Here is a 23,226-nt window from a genome sequence, read left to right as displayed (position 1 = left end):
ACTGTATACATAGGAAAATTAAAATGCAACAATTTTTAGAACAATCAAAAAAAATAAGTAGAGAAATAGCCACACTAAGTGGAGAAGTTAAAAATAAAGTACTAAATGAAATGGCAGATGCTTTAATAGAACATAGTGACTTTATTGTTCATAATAATAGTAAAGATATGCAAGCAGCAGAACAAGAAAACTTAAGCCTTGATTTAAAAGATAGGCTTTTACTAACTAATGATAGAGTAAAAGCTATGGCAAATGCAATTAGACAAATAGCAAATCTTAAAGAACCTGTAGGAAGAACACTTGATGGTTGGGTAACAGAAAATGGATTAAATATTCAAAAAGTATCAATCCCTATTGGAGTTATTGGTATTATTTATGAAAGCAGACCAAATGTAACAAGTGATACAGCTGCTCTTTGTTTTAAAAGTGGGAATGTATGTATTTTAAAAGGTGGAAAAGAAGCACAACATAGTAATAAAGCAATTGCAGATATCTTAAGAAATGTATTAGCAGTAAATAAACTTCCAGAACAAGCTATCTCATTATTACCTAACTCTACAAGACAAGGGGTAGCAGAGTTTATAAAACAGGATAAATATGTTGATTTACTTGTTCCAAGAGGAGGAGAAGCTCTAATTAAATTTATAAGTCAAAATGCAACTATTCCTGTTGTTAAACATGACAAAGGATTATGTCACACATATATTGATAAATTTGCAGATGGTAAAAAAGCAATTGAAATAGCAATCAATGCAAAATGTCAAAGACCTGGTGTTTGCAACTCAATGGAGACTTTACTAGTTCATAAAGATGTAGCAAACTATGTATTGCCACCACTTCATGAAAACTTTATGAGTAAAAATACTCAGCTTAGAGGTTGTGAAGAAACAGTTGAATATATTGATATTCCACTTGCAACACAAGAGGATTTTGATACAGAGTACTTAGCAAATATCTTATCTATTAAAGTAGTAAAAGATGTAAGTGATGCTATTAGTCACATCAATAAACATGGTTCTGGACACTCTGAATGTATTATTAGTGAAAACTATTCAGTTGTAAATAAATTTTTAAATGAAGTTGATGCAGCTTGTGTATATGCAAATGCAAGTACAAGATTTACCGATGGAGGTGCTTTTGGACTTGGAGCAGAAGTTGGTATTTCTACTAATAAACTTCACTCAAGAGGTCCTATGGGAATAAATGACCTTACTACATTTAAATATAAGATTTATGGAAATGGACAAATTAGATAAAATTATCTAATTTGTCACTTTTTTCTCACTTTTTACTTTCAAGCTTACTTTTTTGCCACCAAATGTCACTAAAGTGTTATTAAATATTTTAGGAGGCTTTTATGACATATGCAAAAAAGAGATATTTAAACTTCTTTGCCATTACAATTTTTACTTTAGTATTGCCCTTTATTACAATAAATGGCAATCATATGCTACTTCTATCTTTTGATAGAATGGAATTTCACTTTTTAGGTTTTGCTTTTGAGATGCAAGAGCTTTACATCATGCCATTTTTACTTATGATTTTATTTATTGGTATTTTTGCAACTACTGCAATTGGTGGTAGAATTTGGTGTGGATGGGCATGTCCTCAAACTATTTTTAGAGTAATTTATAGGGATTTAATAGAGTCTAAGATTTTTAATTTAAGAAGAATTAAAAATAAAGTAAAAGATGTTGATTATTCAAAAACAGAAAATAAAATCAAAAAGATTTTATCTATTAGTTTATTTGGTATCTTATCACTTATAATTGCTACAAATTTTATGTGGTATTTTATTCCACCAGAAGATTTCTTTAGATATATGCAAGAACCAAAAGAGCATGTATTTATGGTAATGTTTATTGTAACTGTTGCACTTTTTTTAGTTTATGATATTGTTTTTACAAAAGAGCATTTTTGTACATATGTATGTCCATACTCTAGAATACAATCTGTTTTATATGATGATAATACAATCCAAGCTATTTATAATACAAATAGAGGAGGAGAGATATATAAAAATGGAGAAAAGACTATTTTTAAAGCTAAGCAATTACAAGAGCATGAAGAGTGTACTGCTTGTGAAGCTTGTGTAAAAATTTGTCCAACAGGAATAGATATTAGAAAAGGTCTGCAAGTTGAATGTATAAACTGTCTTGAGTGTGTAGATGCTTGTACAAGTGTAATGGGGAAACTTGGTAAAAAAACACTTGTTGATTGGGGAAGTACAAACGAAGTTTTAAAAGATAAAAAAACAAACTACTTTAGTATTAGAAATATAATGTATTACTTAGCAATTGGGATATGTTTTGTATTATTAGTTATTTCTGCATCAAAAAAAGAGTACTTTTTACTAAATGTAAATAAAACAACAAAACTTTATAATATAAAAGAAGATGGTCATGTTACAAATAACTATTTATTAACAATACAAAATAGAGATAAAAAGGCATACACATTTGATATAAAAATCATTGATAATGAGAATTTTACACTTAAAAGATTTAAACCATTTAAATTAGATGTGGACAAAAGAGTTAAAAAAGTTCTAATTTTAGAGACTAAAAAAAGACTATTTTTATCTGATAAAAAGGATACTCCAATAGATGTAAAAATAGTAATGTTTGCAAAAGAGAATCCAAAAGAAGTATTTAAAGAACAAACAATATCATTTATTTATCCAAGAAATGATAGCTTTAAGTAATTTAGCAATATCTGGATTGTAGAAAAAAAAATTTTTAGTTATACTTCTTTAAATTTTGAAATTTAATAAAGTTACTAAACAGGAGTAATAAATGAGTTATATAACAAACGCGAACTTAGAACAAGCAGATGAGAGAGTATATTCAATAATACAAAAAGAGTTAAAAAGACAAACAAATCATTTAGAGATGATAGCAAGTGAGAACTTTACAAGCCCAGCAGTAATGCAAGCAATGGGTTCAGTATTTACTAACAAATATGCTGAAGGTTATCCATATAAAAGATATTATGGAGGTTGTGAATTTGCTGATGAAGTAGAACAACTAGCAATAGACAGAGCTTGTGAGATTTTTAATTGTAAATATGCAAATGTACAACCACACTCAGGAAGCCAAGCAAATGGTGCAGTATATGCAGCATTATTAAAAGCTGGTGATAAAATTTTGGGTATGGACTTATCTCATGGTGGACATTTAACTCATGGTTCAAAACCATCATTTTCAGGAAAGAACTACTCTGCTTTTTATTATGGAGTTGAGCTTGATGGAAGAATTAATTATGATAAAGTTTTAGAAATTGCAAAAATAGTTCAACCAAAAATTATTGTTTGTGGTGCAAGTGCATATGCAAGAGAGATTGACTTTAAAAGATTTAGAGAAATAGCAGATGAAGTTGGTGCTTTTCTTTTTGCTGATGTTGCACATATTGCAGGTTTAATTGCAGCCAATGAACATCCATCACCATTTCCACATGCACATGTTGTAACAACAACAACACATAAAACATTAAGAGGACCAAGAGGTGGACTTATATTAACAAATGATGAAGATATTGCAAAGAAGATTAATTCAGCAATATTTCCAGGAATTCAAGGTGGACCATTAGTACATGTAATTGCAGCAAAAGCAGTAGCATTTGGAGAGATTTTACAAGCATCATGGAAAGATTATGCAAAACAAGTAAAAGCAAATGCAAAAGTATTAGCAGATGTATTAGTAAAAAGAGGATATGATTTAGTAAGTGATGGAACAGATAATCACTTAGTATTAGTATCATTTTTAAATAAACCATTTTCAGGAAAAGATGCAGATGCAGCACTTGGGAATGCAGGTATAACAGTAAATAAAAACACAGTTCCAGGTGAAACTAGAAGTCCATTTGTAACAAGTGGTATTAGAATAGGAAGTCCTGCATTAACAGCAAGGGGAATGAAAGAGAAAGAGTTTGAGTTTATAGCAAATAAAATTTGCGATGTTTTAGACGACATTGAAAACACAAAACTTCAAGATGATATAAACAAAGAACTTGAAGCTCTTGCTTCTAATTTTGTTATTTATTCTCAATCTACTTACTAATAATTTCTTGTACTTATTTAAGGTTTAAGTGGTATACTTCCCACTTAAACCTTTTTTTATAAGATATAAGATGAGCGAAGATAAACTATATTTACAAAATGAAAACTACAATAAAATCGTAAAAGCAATAAAATTTATTGATGAAAACTTTAAAGAACAACCAAGTATTGATACAATTGCTGAATATATTGGTATGAGTAAATACCACTTTATTAGAGTATTTAAAGAGTACGTTGGTGTTACACCTATTCAATTTTTACAATCAATTACATTAAATTATGCAAAAGAACATTTAAAAGAATCACCATCAATATTAGAAAGTTCATTGGATTTAGGACTATCAAGTCCAAGTAGATTGCATGATTTGTTTGTCAATGTAATTGGAGTTACTCCAAAAGAGTATAAACAGCTAGGTCAAAATGTTCAAATAACATATGGTTATGGATATACACCTTTTGGAAATGCCTTAATTGCACTAACAAAAAGAGGGATATGTTTTTTAGGTTTTTATGATACAAATAAAGAAGATGTATATAAAAGATTTAAACAAATATGGGCAAAAGCTGATTTGATTGAAGATAATAAAAAAGCAACTGAGGTTTTAGATAGTATATTTATAAAAAAAGACAAAAGATTTAGTCTTTATTTAAAAGGGACTAATTTCCAAATAAATGTATGGAAAGCTTTGATTAATATTCCAGATGGTTCAATTACTACATATCAAGAGGTTGCAAAATATTTAGAGAATCCAAAAGCAGTAAGAGCAGTTGCAAATGCAATAGGATCAAATCCTGTTGGATATTTAATACCTTGTCATAGAGTTTTAGGAAAATCTGGTGCTATGACTGGATACAGATGGGGAATTGAAAGAAAAAAAATATTAGTTGCATATGAAGCTTTAAAGAAAAAATAGAAAATACCTAGGAAAAAATGAAAAAACTATTACTAGTAGAGGATGATTTAATCCTACAAGAAATGATAGCAGAGTTTTTTAATGATAATAATTATTATACTTACTCTTGTAGTTCTTATAATGAAGCACTAAATTTAGCATTTGAACATGATTTTGATTTATGGATATTTGATGTAAAAATAGAAGAGGGAAATGGTTTTGAGTTATTAAAAGAGCTAAAAGAATCAAACTTAAAAACTCCTACAATTTTTACCACATCTTTAAATGCCATGGAAGATATAGAAAAAGGGTTTAAAGTAGGGTGCAGTGACTATTTGAAAAAGCCTTATGAATTAAAAGAACTTTTAATAAGAGCAAATCATCTAACAAAAGATAAAAAAGTAAAAAAAAGTATCAAGCTTAATGATGAAATTATATTTGATTATGAATCGAATATTGTTTATAAAAATAAAAAAATCTATCCTATTTCAAAAAAAGAGACAAAGCTTTTAGTGCTTTTTTTAGAAAATAAAAATAAACTTTTATCTATTGATTATATATTTAGTGAATTATGGGAGTATGAAGAACCAAGTTTTTTAAGTTTAAGAGCATATATAAAAACAATAAGAAAACTTCTTGGAAAAGATAAGATTATTAATCAAAGAGCTCAAGGATATATTTTTGCTGAATAATACGAAAAAAGTTATATTAAAGATTTTATCAATATACCTAATAAGTACACTATTTTTTTTACTTTCAATCTTTTTTATAGTAATTACATGGAAAGAGAATGAGATATATGATAAATCTCAACAATCAATTCGTGAATACAAAAGATTTTTGATAAATTTAATTAATACACATGATGCAAAAGAGCTTAAAACTTTAGCATCAAAAGATAATATACAAAGTTGCATATTTATAAAAAATAAAAAAATCTATTGTGATTTTGATTTAAAGAGTATAAAACTACCTAATAAAAGAGGATTTTTCTATGATAAAGAGTGGATTTATTATTATACAAATTTAGACAAGAGTTTAAAAAATGTTCAAATAATACTTAAAGGAACAAATAATCTAAATCAACTTAATAAATATAAGAAAAAGCTCTTTTTTCTTATATTTATTATCTTAATTTTTAGCTCTTTTATAGCATATATTTTAATTAAAATTTTGATAAAACCTTTAGAAGAGAACATCAAAGTTATGGATAACTTTTTAAAAGAGACTACCCATGAAATCAAAGCTCCATTGAGTATAATAAATATGAGTATTGAAACTATGCAAACTAACATGCTTACAGATAAAAATAATAAAAGAGTAAATAATATAAAAACTGCAACAAACTCATTAAATAGTATATATGAAGATTTAACAGATATTCATTTTAATTCAAAACATAAAATAGAGCTAATTGAATTTGATAAGCTTTTAGAACAAAGAATAACATTTTTTACACCATTGTTGGAAAATAATAGTCTTACATTAATCAAAAGCATAAGTAAAAGTAAAATAAGTATTGATAAAACAAAACTAATTAAAATTATAGATAATTTAATATCAAATGCAATCAAACACTCAAAAAATAATAGCACAATTAAAATTGAATTAAAAGATAATTACTTTAAAATCACAAACCATACAAACAATAAACTACCTTTAAACTTAGAGCAACTATTTGAGAGATACTATAAGATTAATAGTAGTAATGAGGGCTTTGGAATTGGTTTAAATTTAGTAAAAAAACTTTGTAATGATTTTAATATCTGTATTAAAGCAAGCAGATTAGATAAATATGAAATATCTTTCTTACTAAATTGGTATAAATAATAATTATCAATTTCATACTTGCTTCACACTTCTTTGTTACACTTCCAATAACAAAGGAGAAATATGAAAAAAACGTGGAAAAAAATTCACTCTATGCTTGGAATAGTAAGTGTGCTATTTTTATCTATAATTGGAATTACAGGTGCATTTTTATCTTTTGAAAAAGATATAACTGAATTTTTAAATCCAAAAGTTTACAATATCAATTATAAAAACAAAACAGCAATTGATAAAAAACTTTTAATTGAGAAAATACAAAAAGAACATAATTTAAAAGTTTTAGCAATAAGAGTCTATTCAGATCCAAAAAAAGCTTTTGTTTTAGTAACACCTCCCAAAGAAGGTGCCACAAGCAAAAAAAAGGTTTTATATTATATAAATCCATATACAGGTGAAATTACTACAAGTTTAAATGCAAGAACATTTTTTTTAGTAAATAGATACTTACATAAAGATTTAATGATTGGAATTATAGGTAAAAATATTATTGCTATTTCAACAATTATATTGATAATACTCAGTTTATCAGGATTATATTTATACTACAAACCATTAAAGTATAATATTAAATCAGCAATGAAAATAAACTTTTTGGCAAAAGGAAAAAGATTATATTACAAGCTACATACTGTATTTGGTATATACTTTTTATTGGCATTTTTAATCATGAGTTTAAGTGGTCTTTTTTGGTCATATGAGTGGTACAAAAATGCAATATACAAACTAGCAGATGTTCAAATTCCAAAATTTGCTCATAAAACAAGTAATAAAAAAAGAGTATATAACTCTCTTGATTTAAATAAAACTATGATTGTTTTAGATCTATTTAATAAAAATATTAAAGATTATGAAGTTTTAACTATAAGAAAAATAAGAAAGAGTGATAACTTTTTAGTAAGCTATCTAAAAAAAGAGTCTGCTCATCATAAGGCATTTAATACAGTTACTATAAGTGTAGAAAAAAACAAAATATTAAATCACAAAAAGTATGAAGATAAAAGAGTTGGAGAAAAAGTTATTGCTAGTATGTTACCTATTCATAGTGGAGAATTTTTTGGATTTTTTTTTAAAATCATATTTTTAATAGCTAGTGCATCATTATTGATGTTTAGTATTACAGGATTACTATTATTTAAAAAAGGAAGAAAATGATAAAAAAATGCTTTTATTTAAGCTTTATAGCAATATCAGTATTAAATGCAAACTCAACAACAAGGCTTGATGATGTAGTTGTAAGTGCAGCAGGATTTGAAGAAAAAATCGTAGATACAGTAAAAAATATATCAATTATTACAAAAGAAGATATACAAAATAAAGGTTTTTCAAATATTAAAGATATCCTAAAAAGATCACCTGGGGTATCAATATCATCAAAAAGTGTTCATGGAGATCAAATTGATATTAGAGGACAAGGAGATAAAGCTTCAAGCTCAGTGTTAATATTAGTAGATGGTGTTAGTATAAACTCACTAGATCAAACACATGTTGGCGCATCTCTTGATACAGTTGATATAAATAATATAGAAAGAATAGAGATAATTCCTGGTGGAGGTTCAGTTTTATATGGTTCTGGTACAAGAGGAGGGGTTGTAAATATAATTACAACTAAAGCTAGTAAAAATAAAGAGTTCCATGGCTATTTAACTGCAAAATATGCTTCATACAAGCATAAAGAGTATCAAGCAAATTTATCAAAAGGTATTAGTGAAAATATATTTTTAGATACTAGCTTTCAAAAGCTAAATAAAAAAGGATATACAAATGGAACAAAAGATGACAAACTATCTGCAAATGCATCTTTAAAATTTGATATTTCTGATAATCAAGAGCTTATACTAAATGCTAGTTATGCAAAAAGTGAATTAGTAGTTGCAAAAAATCAATTAACAAAAGAGCAATTAAAAGAAGATAGAAAACAAGCACCTTTAGGAATACATGATTCTGAAATAACTCAATATTCTGAGTATATTAGTAGAAAACGAAAATATGATTTAAAATATACTTTAGCTCAAAAAAACTTCTCTTTAGAGACATTAAGTTTTTATCAAAAACTTACAATGAAAGATAGAATTGATAAAAATAAAGGATTAAAATTTAAGTTTAAAGTTCCTTTTGAAAAAGGCTATCTTGTATCTGGGTATGATTATGAAAAGATGAAAGCCCAAAGGGGTGAAGAGAATATTACAAAAGTACAAAAAGAGACAAACTCTTTATTTCTTATTGGTAAATATAACTTCAATGAGTATGTTAATAGTATGATTGGATATAGAAAAGAGTATGCAAGTTATACTATGCAGAATACTGAAAATACAATTAATGGAAATACAAAAGCAAACAATGATGCTTATGAGTTTGTCCTAAACTCAAAATATAGTGATGATGGAAATATCTATTTTAAATATGAAAAGGGTTTTATCTCTCCAACTCCTTATAAAAGATATGACAAAACATCAGTTACTCCTTTAGAGTATGAAGTAAATAATATAAAATCTGAAGATTATGATACATATGAAATAGGAATAAGAGATTTTATATTTGGCAGTTATATTACACTTACAAACTTTTATTCAATTTCAAATAATGAGATTATGAGAAATATGCATAGTGATAGAAGTTTTAATTGGGAGAATATAGATGAAACAAAAAGATATGGAGTAGAGTTATTTTTAGAACAATATCCAACAAATAATCTAACATTTAATCAATCATATAGTTTTATCAATGCTGAAATTACAAAAGGTGAAAATGAAGGAGATGATATTCCATATGTATCAAAAAATAAATTTGTCTTTTCTATGAATTACTATATAAACTCAAAACTAAGTACTTATCTTGATTATCAATATTTTGGAAGTAGTTATGATAAAGAAAAAGTAAAAGTTCCATCATATAGTATTGCAAACTTATCGTTAAATTATGAGTTCAACTCACAACTTAGTTTTGTAACAGGAGTTAATAACCTTTTAAATAAAGAGTATAACGAATATCAATCAACAAGAAATGGTAAAACAACTTATAGACCAGCACCTGAAAGAAACTACTTCTTTCAATTAAAATATAACTTTTAAAAGCTTTTTTCAATAGTTATTATAAACTCTAAGCCTTTTTCTAAAGGCTTAGCTTCAATAGTTCCTTTAAAACTATCTTCTATAATAGTCTTAACTAAATAAAGTCCAATACCAAAGCCATCTTCTTTTGTAGTAAAATAAGGTTTAAAAAGTTTAGGTAGCTCTTTTTTAGAAATTCCTGCTCCATTATCTCTTACTTTAACTATTAAGCTTGAGTGATTTGAGTAAACATTAATATCAATTTTGGGATACTCTTGGTTTGATAAAGCCTCAATACTATTTTTTATCAAGGTTAATATAACCTGAGAGAATTCATTTGAAATACCATAGATCTTTGATACTTCACTTGTATGAAAAGTAAGAGTTAAATCCACTCTTTGTTGTTTTAAACTTGCATTTAAAATAGTCAAAGCTTTATTTATAGACTCTTTTACTAAAAAATCCTCTTTATTCTTTGATGGTGTATAAAAATCTTTAAAATCATCAATTGTTTTTGACATAAACTGTAATTGTTCATTTGCTTGCATAAACTTTTTATCAAAATAGTCTTGTTTTAATTTACCATTTTCAAATCTTGTTTTTATATTCATAAAAATATATGACAAGTTATTTAAAGGTTGTCTCCATTGATGAGCAATATTACCTATCATAGCTCCTGATTTTGCTAATCTACTTTGATGTAATAACATATTTTCATAGTTTATATTTTGATTTTTTAACTCTTTTTGTTTATTTGCTAAACTAAAAGTAAATAAAATTGCTTCAATAGCAAATGCAACAAGAACTAAATCAACATAACCACTTCTTACATAAAGAGTTTTAAATTGAATAATATATAAAAACAAACATACAAAAGACCAACCTACAACATAAATCAATGTAGGTTTTACACCATCTTTTATATTAAATATTACCGATAAAAATAGTAAAAAATAGACAACAGAATAAGGCAAATACTCAAATAACATATAATGATAAAAAACTGTTGCTAAAACAAAAATCAAAAAAGCAGTAAAAATCATTAGTTCTTTTATGCTTTTAAATATTGGAATAAATTCAACTTTAAAAAAAGCAAATGCAAAGATTATTGCAAAGATTGTTGCAAAACCTAGTGATATCTCTTTAAAAATTGGTGGAATTTCAAAAAATTGACTATATATAACTATATATGCAAGGGAAAAAATCTGCATTAAACAATATGCTAAATAAAATAGCTCTTTTAAATAAACATATCTAATTGCAGTAAATAAAATACTCATCAAAAGTATTCCAAAAGTTACTCCATATGCTAAAACTATATTTATATCAAACATCAATTTTGTAGCCAACCCCTGATAGATTTGAAATGCTATTGCAACAAAAATGGGCTTTTAATCTTCTTACTAAAGTTTTTAAAGCATCTTTACTCATAACATCATCTGCCCAAACATAATTTTCTATTTCTTGATAAGTCACATATCTATTCTGATTTTTTATTAATAGCTCTAAAAGTAGTATCTCTTTTGCCCTTAATTTTACAAGCTCTTTATCTTTTGTCAAAGTTTTATTAAAAGTATCAAAACTAATATTATCGCAAATTTGTATAATATTTGAATTGTTACTTTTTAAAGTATCAATACAATCTTGTAAAGATTGTAAAAGTTCATCATGCTTTATTGGTTTTATTAAGTACTTTATTAAATGAAGCTCGACAGCTTTTAATAAATACTCTTTTGTACTATATGCACTTGTAATAATAGCTTGCGTTTTTTTATCTTCTTTTCTAATACGACTAATTAATTCTAAGCCATCAATCTTTGGCATTTGGATATCTGTTATTATTATATCAGGATTATATTTTTTGTATAAACTTAGTGCTTCAAGCCCATCACTTGCTTCATAAATAGTATCAAAATGGTTTTGTAAAAGTTCAACTCCATTTTCTCTTGCTAGTTCATCATCTTCTACATATAAAACTTTTAGATTATTTGTTTCTATCATCTTTTTTACTTGGTATTGTTATTGTAAATAAAGCACCTGTGTACTCTTTATCTTTATACATATAAGTGCTATTATTAACCTCTATTGTACCATAGAAATGTTTTGAAATTATTTCATAAGTCATATATAAACCAATACCTGTTCCTTGACTTTTATGTTTTGTAGTAAAATATGGTTCAAAAATTTTATCAATAATTTTTTCATCAATACCTTTAGCATTATCTTTTATTTTTATTACTACATTTTCATTATCATCATAAACATCTAAAAAGATAAATTTTTCATCATCTTTATTAAGATTTTTAGCAATTGCATCTTGAGAATTATTAAAAAGATTTACTAAAGATTGAATAAGTTCATGCTCTAAACCTTCAATATTTAGCTCTTTAATATTTGAAATAAACTCTACTTTATTTTCATTGAATTTATATCCAATCAAATCAAGTACTTTATTAACAGTATTTTTTATATTAAAAAGTGTATTTTCATGGTTTGTCTTAAAAAATGTTTTAAAACTATCTATTGTTTTTGATAAATACAATGTATTATCAACTATTGAATCAATTAGTTCATAAAAAGTTTTATCATCTAAAGAATCAAACTCTTTATTCAATCTCATTCCACTTGCTGCTGTTGATATAGTAGAAAGGGGTTGTCTCCATTGATGAGCAATACTATCAAGCATTTCATGAAGTGCTATCATTTTTGATTGTTGTGATAATAAGTGTTCTTTTTCTTTAAGCTCTTTTTCTATATTTTTTTCTTTTGTAACATCAAGTTTAATAGCTAAAAACTCAATAATTTTACCTTTTTCATCAAAAATAGGAGAAATAGAGGTTTTTTCATAACTTAATTTGCCATCTTTTATTTTATTTACAAACTCACCATACCATCTTTTACCACTATAAATAGTTTTATTTAAATCTTTATAAAATTTTTTACTATTAAGTCCTGATTTTAAAATAGAAGCTCTTTTACCAATAACATCTTTATAGGTATATCCAGTATGCCTAATGAAGTTTTCATTTACATATTTTATTTTTTGATGATAATCAGTTGTCATAATAATATTATCACTATTTTCAACTGCTTGTTTAAATCTATTTAATTGAATTTTTTGATAAGCTATTTTTGTATAATAAAATAAAAATAGTACTAAACTACTTGATAAAAGTATAATAATACTCCATAAAACAGTTTTTATATCTTTTATGAATACATTTGAGTAGTCATTGAAGTTTTTCTCAAACTCATCTAATTTTTTATTTAAACTTAAAACCTCTATATCTTGTTTTTGTTTTTGGAATTTTTCAAAATATTGCAAAATATTTTTTGCATGAACAAGAAATATTTTTTCAGTATTGTCTTTAGCTTTAAAATTGTTTACTTGACTTTGAAGTTTTTTAATATCAATCTCACTATTAAACTCTAAGCCTATAATTCTTGTATAAATAGTATTAAAAACTTTATTATCAAGCTTTTCATAAATTGTTTGTATATATCTATATGAGTTATTTAAAACAGCACTAGTAGATTTTAGTTTCTCAATAGTTTTTATCTTTTTTTTAAACAAATCATCGATTTGTAAAAAATCACCTTTAAAAGCTATCAATTCTTTATCAAAATAGTTACTTTTTTTTATTTGAGATAATATATCTTTTATTTTAAATATATCTTTTTGAATAACATCAAAATTATTATAAGAGATGCTACTTGACATAAAAATATCAAAATTTTTATTTGTAGAAATCAAATAAGAGATATTTTTTTGCATTTTAAAAAAATCTTCTATTTTCTTGTTTGAATGATCAGTTGTATAAACAAGTGAAAAAATAAGAGATATGAATACAAATATAATAATTAAAACTTTTTTCATTTCTTATCCAATATTTTGGGTCTTTTCCCATCTAATGTTTTTAGAAATTTTACTATTTTTTCTATCTCTTGCTTATTTGCTTTCATGCCTAATTGATACTCCATCATTATTGAAACTGCATCATGCAAATTTTTTGCAGAAGCATCATGAAAATAAGGAGATGTTTTATTTATATTTCTTAATGTTGGAACTTTAAAATAACTTTTATCTTCAACATCTTTAGTAACTTCATATCTTCCTAAGTTTCCTACTTTTGATTTATACTCTTTTAAAATACCCATTTTTTGAAATAAATTACCACCAATGTTTATTCCATTATGACATGAAATGCAACCATTTTTTTTAAATAGTCTATACCCCTCAATCTCATCTTCACTTAAAGCAGATTTATCACCTTTTAAATATAAATCAAATCTTGAATCAGGAGTTACTAAAGCACTTTCAAACTCAGAAATTGCATCAACTAAATTATCCTTTGTAAAACCATTTTTATATACTAATTCAAACTGTTTTTTATAATATTTATCATTTTGTAGTTTTTTTATTATCTCTTCTAAAGATGAGCCCATCTCTACTGGATTGTGTATTGGTCCACTTACTTGCTCTTTTAAATCTTTTGCTCTTCCATCCCAAAATTGTGCAAGATTATATCGTGAATTAAAAACTGTAGGAGAGTTTATACTACCTTTTTTATTGTCAACTCCAATAGAAAAATCCCTATTATCATCTCCTCCATTATCAACATCATGACAGGAAGCACATGAAATTGTATTATCTTTACTTAATCTTTTATCAAAAAAGAGCTTTTTACCTAAAAGTGCTTTTTGTAAATCATATTTTATATCTGATTTTATAGGTACAATTAACTCTTTGCAGTTTAACAATAAAAAAGAGGTCATAATTAAAAATAATATTTTCATATTTTTATTTTACCATAATAATATTGATAGATAGCTATCACTTAAGTGTCACTATCTTTGGGAAAGTGCTAGTTTTACCCCTAAACTTATTAATACAAAGGAGGTTAAGATATTCATATATTTTACTATTTTTGGATTATTTAAGAGCTTTTCACTTAAAAGATTTCCTGCAACTCCAATTAAAGAGAAAACAATAATAGTTAAAGCCATAAAAATTAAACCTAAAATTATCATTTGTAAAGGTATATTTCCATTTTGAACACTTACAAATTGAGGTAAAAATGCTAAGAAAAATATTGATACTTTTGGATTTAAAATATTCATTAAAAAGCCTTTAAAATATAAAGCTTTCAAATCTTTTTTTGAAGCTTTTGTATCAAGATTTAATGGTTCATTTCTATGTTTATATACTTGATATGCAATATAAAGCAAATATGCTACACCTAAATACTTTACAATATCAAAAGCTATTTGTGAAGTCTTAAAAATCATAGAGATACCAAAAGCTGCTGCACTTGTATGAATAATAAGCCCTGTACAAAGTCCTAGAGTTGTAATAATTGCTGCTTTTTTTGATTTTGTCATACCTTGGGTTAATACATAAATATTATCAGGTCCTGGGGCAATACATAATAAAAATGAGGCAATTATAAACATATATAAATTACTTAACTCAATCATATCTTTCTCCTTGAAAAAAAATTATATCAAAATTAAAGTTAGTACTCTTAAAGCTTCAAACGATATAATAATAAAAAAATTGCAGTAAGGGTCTTTATGATTAAAAAGTCTATTTTTAGAGAGTATGATATTAGAGGAATAGTTGATGAAGAACTAAATGAACAAAGTGTTAAACTAATTGCTTATTATTTAGGTTTAGAAATTATCAAAAAAACAGTTAAAACTCCATATGTTGTTGTTGGTTATGATGCAAGAACACACTCTCCAAGACTGTTTGAATACCTTACAAGTGGATTTAATAAAGCAGGAGTAAAAGTTCTTGGCATGGGAATGGTAGCAACAGGAGTTAACTATTTTGCATCTTATCAAACATTTAATGGCATAAAACCTAATGCCTCTGTTATGATTACAGGAAGTCACAATCCAAGCGAATATAATGGTTTTAAAATCTCAGTAAACAATACTCCATTTTTTGCAGATGATATATATGCATTAGGTGATGAGATTATTAAAAATCAAAATATAAAAATAGAAGATAATAAACAGTTTGAAAAAATCAATGCAAAAGCTATGTATATAGATTTTATGCTAAAAGAGTTCTCATTTTTAAAAGGTTTTGACATTCCTTTTGCGATTGATTGTGGTAATGGTGTAGCAAATACTGTTTTATGTGAGATTTTAGATAGATTAGAACTAAATTACAAAGGCTTATATTGTGATCCTGATGGTACATTTCCAAATCATCATCCAGACCCAAGTGAAGAAAAAAATCTACACGATTTAAAAGAGCTTTTAAAAGATGAAGCTTTATATGGATTTGCATATGATGGTGATGCAGATAGAATTGCATTTTTAACTAAAAAATATAATGTAAAAGGTGATATTTTAGCACTACTTTTTGCAAAAACCATGAAAGACCCAATTGTAGTTGGAGAAGTTAAATGTACTCAAGTTATGTATGATATTATAAATGAGACTGGAAAAGCTATTATGTATAAAACAGGACATAGTAATTTAAAAGTAAAACTAAAAGAAGTAAATGCACACTTAGCAGCTGAAGTTTCAGGTCATATTTTCTTTAATGATAGATATTATGGTTTTGATGATGCAGTTTATGCTACATTTAGAATCTTAGAGTTAATTCATAATGGAATGGATATTGATAAACAAATAGAAAAACTTCCAAAAACATACTCAACAGAAGAGATTAAAATAAAAACAACAGAAGATGAAAAGTTTTTATTAATAGACAAAATAAAAGAGCTTCTTAAAAATCCACCAAAGAATTTCCCTAAAATAGTTGATATAATTGATGTTGATGGAGTTAGAATAAACTTTAGACATGGTTGGGGATTGGTTAGAGCTTCAAATACTACGCCTGTATTAGTTACTAGATTTGAATCAACAAATGAACAAATGGCAAAAGAGTATGAAGAAGAAGTTAATAAACTAATTTTATTGGCAAAAGATGAACTTAGTAACTCTTCAAACTAATTATACAAAAGATTTCGAACAAAATCTTAATTATTTAGAAAACCTAATAAATTCGTGCGAGAATGACTCTTTAATTCTTGCACCTGAACTTGCACTATCTGGTTACTCTTATGACAATATACAAAAAGCCGCAGAATTTTCAAAAAAAGCTATAAAAAGATTAAAAAAACTATCAAAATATAAAGCTATAGCTCTTACACTAACCATTTTTAAAGATGGTAACTACTACAATAGATTTTATATATTTTATCAAAAACAAATTGTTCATACCCAAGATAAATATAGACTTTTTAAACTTGGAAATGAACAAAAATACTTTTCTAAACCCAAAAATGATAAAAAAATAAAATTTTTTAAAATAGGGCACTTAACAATTGCTACTTTAATTTGTTTTGAACTTAGATTTACAAAATATTGGAATAGATTAAAAGGGGCAGATATAATACTTGTACCTGCCATGTGGGGAAAAGGTAGAAAAGAACACTTTGAGACTTTAGTAAAAGCACTTGCAATTTCAAACCAATGTTTTGTTATAGCCTCAAACAGTGCAGATGACAACTGTTGTAAATCAAGTAGTATTATAAATCCATTTGGAGAAGTTTTACTTGATGACTCAAAAGAGTTACTACAAAGTGTATTTGATAAAAAGCAAATAAGAAAAATAAGAAAATTTTTAGATGTAGGAATAGATTATGAGTAAAATTAAATCAATTATTTTTGTATGCTTAGGGAATATTTGTAGATCTCCTATTGCACAAGGTATTGCTCAAAAATATATAAAAGATAATCAATTAGATATTAAAGTTGACAGTGCAGGAACAGGAAGTTGGCATATAGGAGAGAGTCCTTGTGAACACTCTATTAGTATTGCAAAAGAAAATGGTATAGATATATCAAGACAAATAGCAAGACAAGTAAACTTAGAAGATTTTCAAACTTATGATTTAGTTGTTGGCTTAGATGAAAGAAATATGCAAGATTTGGAAAAACTAGGTTGTAAGGATGCAATTAAATTAGGTAGTTTTGGTTTTGATGGGCAAGATGTACCTGACCCTTTCTTCTTTGAAGGATTTGAGGGCTTTGACAAAGTTTATAGCATGATTGAAAAATGCGTAATAGAGCTTATTAAACAAAAGTCATAAACTTTTGTTTATAAGATTCTATATCTTTGTAGTAAAAAAATCGTTGATAATCCTGCTAAGTGAAAACTAGCTGTTGCCATATATAATAAAGAATATTCCGTAATCATAATCTAACTCCTTTTATATTTAAGTAGTTAAATTATAACAATACTTGATTCCAATATGATTACAAATTAAGTATAAAAACTATACAAGAGGTTTTGTAAAACCTTTTGCTTGACTTACCCAGTTTTCTTCTTTTATTTTTCCTTCTATTTCTAAGTAGTTTTCTATCCAATCACAATTTTTGTCACTCCAATTTGCAATTTGGTCAAAGTGAAAAATTCCAAGATGATTTAATTGTGCTTCAATTAATGAATCAATTCCTTCTATTTGTTTTAAATCATCTTTACCAGCTGGTCTTGGACAACTAAATATAACTGGTTTATTATAAACATTTCCTACATTTTTAGTAGGTTTTTGTGGCATTGGTGCATACTCTTGTTTTCTTGTAGCTCTACCTAGTATATAACCTATTAAAAATCCAATAATTGTTGCTAATACTAAACATAATACTATTTTCGAAGCTATTTCTATCACAATTATTCTCCTATGATATTAAATTCTATTCTATTGAAAATTTTGATTTCGTCTTGAATTAAAGGTATTTTATCTCCATATCCTCTTCCTTTCATTCTTGTATTTTTAATACCCATTGATATAAGCTTTTTCTTTATATTTGCAGCTCTCATTACTGAAATATATTTATTATACTTATCATCTCCTGGTCTAATACTTACATGACCAGCTATTTCAAAACTCAAGTTATCATTATTTTTCATAATTTTATAGATTTTATTTAAAAGCTCATCATTTTTACTTAAATAATCAATACCTTCTTTTGAAAATTCAAAAGATTCATCTCTCATAATCGAATATAATTCATCTTGAATTGCTTTTGATTTTTTAGATAAGTCTTTGTAAGAAAGTTCACCATTTGATCTTCTATAGCCCTCATCAACTCTTTTTAAGATAATTGGTTCAGGTTCTTTTATCTCTTCTTCAATTTTAATTATTTTTTCTGTTACTGACTCATGAGCTTCATTTAATTGTAAATCAATTGGTTCTAACTCAACTTCTACTACATCACTATTATTATTTTCTTGTAATTGAACTACTTTATCTTCAACAACAGAAGCTGTACTATTCATAAACTCATTGGCATGTTTATATACACAAGAAACTATTAATAATAGTAACAACAGGGATAATAAAAAAATCTTTTTACCTACTTGCATCTAACTTACTCTTTATTGAAAATTTAATTATTATATCTTAAAAATTATAAGAAGAGATAAAAATATGGCTAAAATTAATAAATTACTTTATTATATTATTTAAAATTACAGCTTTAATAGATTTTTTGTAAAGGCAAAAATAAAAAATTTATCTATTCTTTCTCAAATTTATCATATACTTATCATTTAATTTATATAAAATTTTTAAACTAATTTTAATTTAAAAGGTAAATAATGCAACATATTATCAATTCTGCGCAAACATGTTTGGACTGTAAAAAACCAAAATGTCAAAAAGGATGTCCTGTAAATACTCCTATTGCTGAGATGATTAGACTATTTTTAGCAGGAGATATTAAAATTGCAGGAGAAAAAATATTTGAAAATAATCCTTTATCAATTATTTGTTCATTAGTTTGTCCCCATGAAAAACATTGTGAGGGACACTGTGTACTAAATAAAAAATACACACCTGTAAATGTTGGAGGAATAGAAAACTATATTTCAACATACTATATGAACTATAAAGAGTTTGAAAAACCTAAATCAAATGGACATAATATTGCTATTATTGGAAGTGGGCCAGCAGGAATAAGTCTTGCTATGATTCTTGCATTAAAAGGTTATGAAATCACAATGTATGAAGGTCATGATAAAATTGGAGGTGTTTTAAGATATGGAATACCTGATTTTAGACTTGATAAATCAATACTTGATGAGTTACTATTAAAACTAAAAAAAATAGGTGTTAAAATTAGACCAAATACATTAATTGGAAAAAATATTACGATTGATGAACTATTTAGAGATGGATATAAAGCAGTATTTATAGGAACAGGTGTTTGGACACCAAAAAAGTTAGGCTTAAAAGGTGAGACATTAGGAAATGTACACTTTGCAATTGATTATTTAAAAAGTCCAAAAGCGTACAATCTTGGGAAAAAAGTTGTAATTGTTGGTGCAGGAAATGTAGCCATGGATGTAGCAAGAACTGCAATTAGAAATGGTTCAAGAGAAGTTTCTATTATGTATAGAAAAGGTTTTGAGCAAATGAGTGCAGAAAAACTAGAAGTTGAATATGCAAAAATTGATGGAGTTAAATTTAATCTTTATAAGTTACCACTTGAATTTACTTCAAAGGGTATAAAATATCTAAGTACAGATGAAGAAAATCCAAATATTGAAGGCTTTGAAGAAGCAGATTCTATTTTGGTATCAATTAGCCAACAACCAAGAGATTTAATTGTTTCTAATACAAAAGGAATTAATGTAGGAGAAGATGGCTTAGTAGTTACAAATGAAAATGGAGAGACTACAAGAGAGGGTGTATTTGCATCAGGAGATGTAGTAACAGGTGCTAGAACAGTTGTAGAAGCTGTTGCTTTATCAAAAAGAGTTGCTATTTCAATAGAAAAATATATAGCAAACTTGAAAGAACAAGAGGCCTGTTAATCTTTATATTGATATTAATCAATGAAACAACTTACTAAAATCCTTATAATTAACAAAAAATATTAAGGATTATTTAATGAGTATGTTTTGTTATCAATGTGAAATGAGTCAAAAAGATGGTTGTGGTAGTAGTGGTGCTAGTGTTGGAACATGTGGAAAAGATGAAAACCTTTCAAGACTTCAAGATATTATGATATTTGGATTAAAAGGGCTTAGTGCTTATAGAGAACATTTAAATGAATTAGATTCAAGCTTAACAAAAGAGATTGATGATGTTATGAGTGAAACTTTATACTTTACATTAACAAATGTAAATTTTAATTTTGATGACCATATAAATCAATTAATGAAAGTAGGTAATGCTGGAGTTAAAGTTATGGATAGACTTTCAAACTCTCACACTTCAAAGTTTGGTATTCCAACTCCTGTAAAAGTTACTCAAAACAAAGTTGAAGGTAAAGCTATACTTGTTAGTGGGCATAATCTTGAAATGCTAGAAAAACTTTTAATAGCTACAAAAGATAAAGGTATAAATATATATACTCACTCTGAAATGTTACCAGCACATGGTTACCCAGAACTTAGAAAGTATCCACATTTAAAAGGAAATGTAGGTAAAGCTTGGTTTGATCAAGCAAAACTTATGGAAAAATTTACTGGAACTTTTGTAGTTAATACAAACTGTATTGTGCCTCCAAAGAAAAACTGTACATACCTTGATAGATTATTTACTTACAAAATAGTTGGCGTTGAGGGAGCTACACAAATTGAAGATGATAACTTTGATGAACTTATAAAAAGAACTTTAGAGTGCGAAGATGCAAATGGAGTTGATTTAAACGAAGATACAACACTTGTAACAGGACACCATTATAAAACTATATTAACATTGGCACCACAAATTTTAGATGCAATAAAAGCTGGAAAAATTAAACAATTCTTTGTTGTTGCAGGATGTGATGCACCAGGAAAAGGTGGAGAATATTATAGAGAATTAGCTCAAACTCTTCCAAAAGATACAGTTATTTTAACTTCAAGCTGTGGTAAATTTAGATTTAATGATATTGATTTTGGAGAGATTGAAGGAACAGGTATTCCAAGATATTTAGACTTAGGACAATGCAATGATAGTAATGGCGCTGTTGAGATTGCAAAAGCACTAAGCCAAGCTTTAGATACACCAATTAATGATCTTCCTGTATCAATTGTCCTATCTTGGATGGAACAAAAAGCAGTAATTATTTTACTTGCTCTTTTCTCTTTAGGAGTAAAAAATATCTATTTAGGACCAAAACCTCCACAATTTGTAAATGAAGATATATTTAACTTTTTAAGCCAAACTTTTAATCTTACACTTACAACTAACGCAAAAGATGATTTAAAAAAATTATTAATTGCATAATAAGTAGCCTTTGCTACTTATTATCTTTAAATATAAAACCTTGTTTTTCAAAGTTGTTTTTAATATCTCTAGTATAACTTTTTGTATAAAATCTTGCCATCTCTTCTTTATATGATGTTTTGTAATTCATACCATTTGCTTTTCTAAAATCACTTAAAATAGTCTCATAAGCTTCAACACCATCTTTTGCTTTTTTATCATCGTATTTATCTTCAAATACAAATGAATCAAAAGGTATTCTAGGTTTTAAAGGTGCTTGTAATGCTTCTTTTGTAGGTACTCCAATAGTAGACCCTACAAGTGGATATGTATTTTTTGGTAACTCAAGTATTTCTATAAACTTTTCAACTGATAATCTAACAGCTCCAATGGCAGTTGTTCCATATCCCAATGATCTAGCAGCTGTTTGTAAAGTACTTAGCATAATACCTGCATCAACTGAACCTACAATAATTCCCTCAGCTGATTCTTGAATCATCTGCTTTTGATTTATTGTTTCAAGAGCATAAGCTGTTCTATTATAATCAATCACAAACATAACAAAAACTTCACAATTTTTAATATGTTCTTGACCTGCACATAATTCACTAATTTGTTTTAATTTTTCTTTATCTTTTGTATATACAATAGAAACTTGTTGTCCATTCACTGATGTTGGTGCTCTTTGTGCAGCTTCAAAAATAAGTTTTAAATCCTCTTCTTTTACACTTTCACCTGTAAAGTTTCTTATTGATTTTCTATTTAATAATTGTTCTAATATTTCATTCATTTTAATCCTTTGTTAATAAATCTATCCAAAAATATTTATTTGCTACACCTTTTTCTACAGGTTTCCACCCATATGAAATCGAGTGCATATATAATGTATCATTTACTAGTTTAAATGTAAACTCTTTTTCTATTTCTTTTCCTAAAGCTTCTGTAAAAATAACATGTATAAATTGCTCATCTTCTTCTACTTCATAAGAAAAATCATTTAAATCTAGTATCTGCTTTTTTATAAAACCTAATGCTTTATCTTTTAACATTGCTAATCCTTTTAAAATATGTGTTATTTTAAGCATATATAGCTTTTAAAGTGATTATTATTAGAAATTAATGGTTTTGTTAAGGTGAGTGTTTAAATGGCTTATTTTAAGAGTAAGGATACTTTT

General features: G+C 26.4%; 22 protein-coding genes. 13 read left to right on the top strand and 9 right to left on the bottom strand.

Annotated features, from left to right (window positions below; genetic code table 11):
- The first annotated feature begins 23 nt into the window (after positions 1 to 23).
- The 8 genes from ACAN_RS00190 to ACAN_RS00155 all read left to right on the top strand — a co-directional run bounded on the left by ACAN_RS00190 (position 24) and on the right by ACAN_RS00155 (position 9,848).
- The gene (locus tag ACAN_RS00190; protein WP_099334600.1) at positions 24 to 1,256 is read left to right on the top strand and encodes a glutamate-5-semialdehyde dehydrogenase; all 1,233 of its coding nucleotides are present in this window, start codon (positions 24 to 26) and stop codon (positions 1,254 to 1,256) included.
- A 101-nt stretch (positions 1,257 to 1,357) separates the two neighbouring features.
- The gene (gene ccoG / locus ACAN_RS00185; RefSeq protein WP_099334599.1) at positions 1,358 to 2,704 is read left to right on the top strand and encodes a cytochrome c oxidase accessory protein CcoG; all 1,347 of its coding nucleotides are present in this window, start codon (positions 1,358 to 1,360) and stop codon (positions 2,702 to 2,704) included.
- A gap of 91 nt (positions 2,705 to 2,795) precedes the next feature.
- Positions 2,796 to 4,058, top strand: coding sequence for a serine hydroxymethyltransferase (locus ACAN_RS00180; protein ID WP_147525198.1), 1,263 nt, complete (start codon positions 2,796 to 2,798; stop codon positions 4,056 to 4,058).
- Positions 4,059 to 4,128: 70 nt separating this feature from the next.
- Positions 4,129 to 4,971, top strand: a complete 843-nt coding sequence (locus tag ACAN_RS00175; RefSeq protein WP_079580133.1) for a bifunctional helix-turn-helix domain-containing protein/methylated-DNA--[protein]-cysteine S-methyltransferase — start codon at positions 4,129 to 4,131, stop codon at positions 4,969 to 4,971.
- Between the two features lie 17 nt (positions 4,972 to 4,988).
- Positions 4,989 to 5,642, top strand: a complete 654-nt coding sequence (locus tag ACAN_RS00170) for a response regulator transcription factor (RefSeq protein WP_099334845.1) — start codon at positions 4,989 to 4,991, stop codon at positions 5,640 to 5,642.
- On the top strand, positions 5,632 to 6,780 hold the full coding sequence (locus ACAN_RS00165) for a sensor histidine kinase (protein ID WP_099334846.1): 1,149 nt from the start codon (positions 5,632 to 5,634) through the stop codon (positions 6,778 to 6,780). The genes ACAN_RS00170 and ACAN_RS00165 overlap by 11 nt, the downstream gene beginning before the upstream one ends.
- Before the next feature lie 63 nt (positions 6,781 to 6,843).
- Positions 6,844 to 7,932: a PepSY-associated TM helix domain-containing protein gene (locus tag ACAN_RS00160; protein WP_099334847.1), complete on the top strand. Its 1,089-nt coding sequence runs from the start codon at positions 6,844 to 6,846 to the stop codon at positions 7,930 to 7,932.
- Positions 7,929 to 9,848 (top strand): TonB-dependent receptor, encoded by a 1,920-nt coding sequence (locus ACAN_RS00155; RefSeq protein WP_099334848.1) that lies wholly within the window; start codon positions 7,929 to 7,931, stop codon positions 9,846 to 9,848. The genes ACAN_RS00160 and ACAN_RS00155 overlap by 4 nt, the downstream gene beginning before the upstream one ends.
- Here ACAN_RS00155 and ACAN_RS00150 read toward each other — a convergent pair.
- Genes ACAN_RS00150 through ACAN_RS00130 form a run of 5 tightly spaced genes read right to left on the bottom strand, consistent with a single transcriptional unit; the run spans position 9,845 to position 15,305 of the window.
- Complete coding sequence (locus tag ACAN_RS00150) at positions 9,845 to 11,161, bottom strand: sensor histidine kinase (protein ID WP_099334849.1); 1,317 nt, start codon at positions 11,159 to 11,161, stop codon at positions 9,845 to 9,847. The genes ACAN_RS00155 and ACAN_RS00150 overlap by 4 nt on opposite strands.
- Positions 11,154 to 11,828: a response regulator gene (locus ACAN_RS00145; protein WP_099334850.1), complete on the bottom strand. Its 675-nt coding sequence runs from the start codon at positions 11,826 to 11,828 to the stop codon at positions 11,154 to 11,156. The genes ACAN_RS00150 and ACAN_RS00145 overlap by 8 nt, the downstream gene beginning before the upstream one ends.
- The gene (locus ACAN_RS00140; protein WP_099334851.1) at positions 11,812 to 13,704 is read right to left on the bottom strand and encodes a PAS domain-containing sensor histidine kinase; all 1,893 of its coding nucleotides are present in this window, start codon (positions 13,702 to 13,704) and stop codon (positions 11,812 to 11,814) included. The genes ACAN_RS00145 and ACAN_RS00140 overlap by 17 nt, the downstream gene beginning before the upstream one ends.
- Entirely contained in the window at positions 13,701 to 14,624 is a 924-nt protein-coding gene (locus ACAN_RS00135) for a cytochrome-c peroxidase (protein ID WP_099334852.1), read from the bottom strand. The genes ACAN_RS00140 and ACAN_RS00135 overlap by 4 nt, the downstream gene beginning before the upstream one ends.
- Positions 14,625 to 14,675: 51 nt before the next feature.
- The gene (locus tag ACAN_RS00130) at positions 14,676 to 15,305 is read right to left on the bottom strand and encodes a LysE family translocator (protein WP_079580142.1); all 630 of its coding nucleotides are present in this window, start codon (positions 15,303 to 15,305) and stop codon (positions 14,676 to 14,678) included.
- Positions 15,306 to 15,401: 96 nt separating this feature from the next.
- On the opposite strand from ACAN_RS00130, the gene ACAN_RS00125 reads away from it, so the two are divergent.
- Genes ACAN_RS00125 through ACAN_RS00115 form a run of 3 tightly spaced genes read left to right on the top strand, consistent with a single transcriptional unit; the run spans position 15,402 to position 17,941 of the window.
- Entirely contained in the window at positions 15,402 to 16,799 is a 1,398-nt protein-coding gene (locus ACAN_RS00125) for a phosphomannomutase/phosphoglucomutase (protein WP_099334853.1), read from the top strand.
- On the top strand, positions 16,774 to 17,499 hold the full coding sequence (locus tag ACAN_RS00120) for a carbon-nitrogen hydrolase family protein (RefSeq protein WP_099334854.1): 726 nt from the start codon (positions 16,774 to 16,776) through the stop codon (positions 17,497 to 17,499). Before ACAN_RS00125 ends, ACAN_RS00120 begins: the two co-directional genes overlap by 26 nt.
- Positions 17,492 to 17,941 carry a low molecular weight protein-tyrosine-phosphatase gene (locus ACAN_RS00115; protein WP_191287717.1) on the top strand — a complete coding sequence of 150 codons (450 nt, stop codon included), beginning with the start codon at positions 17,492 to 17,494 and terminating at the stop codon, positions 17,939 to 17,941. The genes ACAN_RS00120 and ACAN_RS00115 overlap by 8 nt, the downstream gene beginning before the upstream one ends.
- A 186-nt stretch (positions 17,942 to 18,127) precedes the next feature.
- On the opposite strand, the gene ACAN_RS00110 is transcribed toward ACAN_RS00115, so the two are convergent.
- A complete protein-coding gene (locus ACAN_RS00110) occupies positions 18,128 to 18,520 on the bottom strand; it encodes a hypothetical protein (RefSeq protein WP_099334855.1) in 393 nt (130 codons plus the stop codon).
- A 2-nt stretch (positions 18,521 to 18,522) separates the two neighbouring features.
- The gene (locus ACAN_RS00105; RefSeq protein WP_099334856.1) at positions 18,523 to 19,218 is read right to left on the bottom strand and encodes an OmpA family protein; all 696 of its coding nucleotides are present in this window, start codon (positions 19,216 to 19,218) and stop codon (positions 18,523 to 18,525) included.
- Between the two features lie 234 nt (positions 19,219 to 19,452).
- Between ACAN_RS00105 and ACAN_RS00100 the strand changes: the two genes are divergently transcribed.
- Positions 19,453 to 20,670: an NAD(P)-dependent oxidoreductase gene (locus ACAN_RS00100; protein WP_228150657.1), complete on the top strand. Its 1,218-nt coding sequence runs from the start codon at positions 19,453 to 19,455 to the stop codon at positions 20,668 to 20,670.
- A 76-nt stretch (positions 20,671 to 20,746) separates the two neighbouring features.
- On the top strand, positions 20,747 to 22,072 hold the full coding sequence (gene hcp, locus ACAN_RS00095; RefSeq protein ID WP_099334858.1) for a hydroxylamine reductase: 1,326 nt from the start codon (positions 20,747 to 20,749) through the stop codon (positions 22,070 to 22,072).
- Between the two features lie 13 nt (positions 22,073 to 22,085).
- On the opposite strand, the gene ACAN_RS00090 is transcribed toward hcp, so the two are convergent.
- Entirely contained in the window at positions 22,086 to 22,841 is a 756-nt protein-coding gene (locus ACAN_RS00090) for a nitroreductase family protein (RefSeq protein WP_099334859.1), read from the bottom strand.
- 1 nt (position 22,842) lies between these two features.
- The gene (locus ACAN_RS00085; RefSeq protein ID WP_099334906.1) at positions 22,843 to 23,100 is read right to left on the bottom strand and encodes a hypothetical protein; all 258 of its coding nucleotides are present in this window, start codon (positions 23,098 to 23,100) and stop codon (positions 22,843 to 22,845) included.
- Between the last annotated feature and the right edge of the window lie 126 nt (positions 23,101 to 23,226).

The organism is Malaciobacter canalis (assembly GCF_008000835.1).
GTDB lineage: Bacteria > Campylobacterota > Campylobacteria > Campylobacterales > Arcobacteraceae > Malaciobacter > Malaciobacter canalis.
The sequence above is the reverse complement of the archived record's forward strand: the minus strand, read 5'-3'. Positions and strand labels throughout refer to the sequence as shown.

Excerpts from the sequence above, each read along its gene's own strand:
- ACAN_RS00190 (WP_099334600.1), top strand. The coding sequence starts at position 24 with ATGCAACAATTTTTAGAACAATCAAAAAAAATAAGTAGAGAAATAGCC.
- ccoG (WP_099334599.1), top strand. The coding sequence starts at position 1,358 with ATGACATATGCAAAAAAGAGATATTTAAACTTCTTTGCCATTACAATT.
- ACAN_RS00180 (WP_147525198.1), top strand. The coding sequence starts at position 2,796 with ATGAGTTATATAACAAACGCGAACTTAGAACAAGCAGATGAGAGAGTA.
- ACAN_RS00175 (WP_079580133.1), top strand. The coding sequence starts at position 4,129 with ATGAGCGAAGATAAACTATATTTACAAAATGAAAACTACAATAAAATC.
- ACAN_RS00170 (WP_099334845.1), top strand. The coding sequence starts at position 4,989 with ATGAAAAAACTATTACTAGTAGAGGATGATTTAATCCTACAAGAAATG.
- ACAN_RS00160 (WP_099334847.1), top strand. The coding sequence starts at position 6,844 with ATGAAAAAAACGTGGAAAAAAATTCACTCTATGCTTGGAATAGTAAGT.
- ACAN_RS00155 (WP_099334848.1), top strand. The coding sequence starts at position 7,929 with ATGATAAAAAAATGCTTTTATTTAAGCTTTATAGCAATATCAGTATTA.
- ACAN_RS00150 (WP_099334849.1), bottom strand. The coding sequence starts at position 11,161 with ATGTTTGATATAAATATAGTTTTAGCATATGGAGTAACTTTTGGAATA.
- ACAN_RS00145 (WP_099334850.1), bottom strand. The coding sequence starts at position 11,828 with ATGATAGAAACAAATAATCTAAAAGTTTTATATGTAGAAGATGATGAA.
- ACAN_RS00140 (WP_099334851.1), bottom strand. The coding sequence starts at position 13,704 with ATGAAAAAAGTTTTAATTATTATATTTGTATTCATATCTCTTATTTTT.
- ACAN_RS00135 (WP_099334852.1), bottom strand. The coding sequence starts at position 14,624 with ATGAAAATATTATTTTTAATTATGACCTCTTTTTTATTGTTAAACTGC.
- ACAN_RS00130 (WP_079580142.1), bottom strand. The coding sequence starts at position 15,305 with ATGATTGAGTTAAGTAATTTATATATGTTTATAATTGCCTCATTTTTA.
- ACAN_RS00125 (WP_099334853.1), top strand. The coding sequence starts at position 15,402 with ATGATTAAAAAGTCTATTTTTAGAGAGTATGATATTAGAGGAATAGTT.
- ACAN_RS00120 (WP_099334854.1), top strand. The coding sequence starts at position 16,774 with ATGAACTTAGTAACTCTTCAAACTAATTATACAAAAGATTTCGAACAA.
- ACAN_RS00115 (WP_191287717.1), top strand. The coding sequence starts at position 17,492 with ATGAGTAAAATTAAATCAATTATTTTTGTATGCTTAGGGAATATTTGT.
- ACAN_RS00105 (WP_099334856.1), bottom strand. The coding sequence starts at position 19,218 with ATGCAAGTAGGTAAAAAGATTTTTTTATTATCCCTGTTGTTACTATTA.
- ACAN_RS00100 (WP_228150657.1), top strand. The coding sequence starts at position 19,453 with ATGCAACATATTATCAATTCTGCGCAAACATGTTTGGACTGTAAAAAA.
- hcp (WP_099334858.1), top strand. The coding sequence starts at position 20,747 with ATGAGTATGTTTTGTTATCAATGTGAAATGAGTCAAAAAGATGGTTGT.
- ACAN_RS00090 (WP_099334859.1), bottom strand. The coding sequence starts at position 22,841 with ATGAATGAAATATTAGAACAATTATTAAATAGAAAATCAATAAGAAAC.
- ACAN_RS00085 (WP_099334906.1), bottom strand. The coding sequence starts at position 23,100 with ATGTTAAAAGATAAAGCATTAGGTTTTATAAAAAAGCAGATACTAGAT.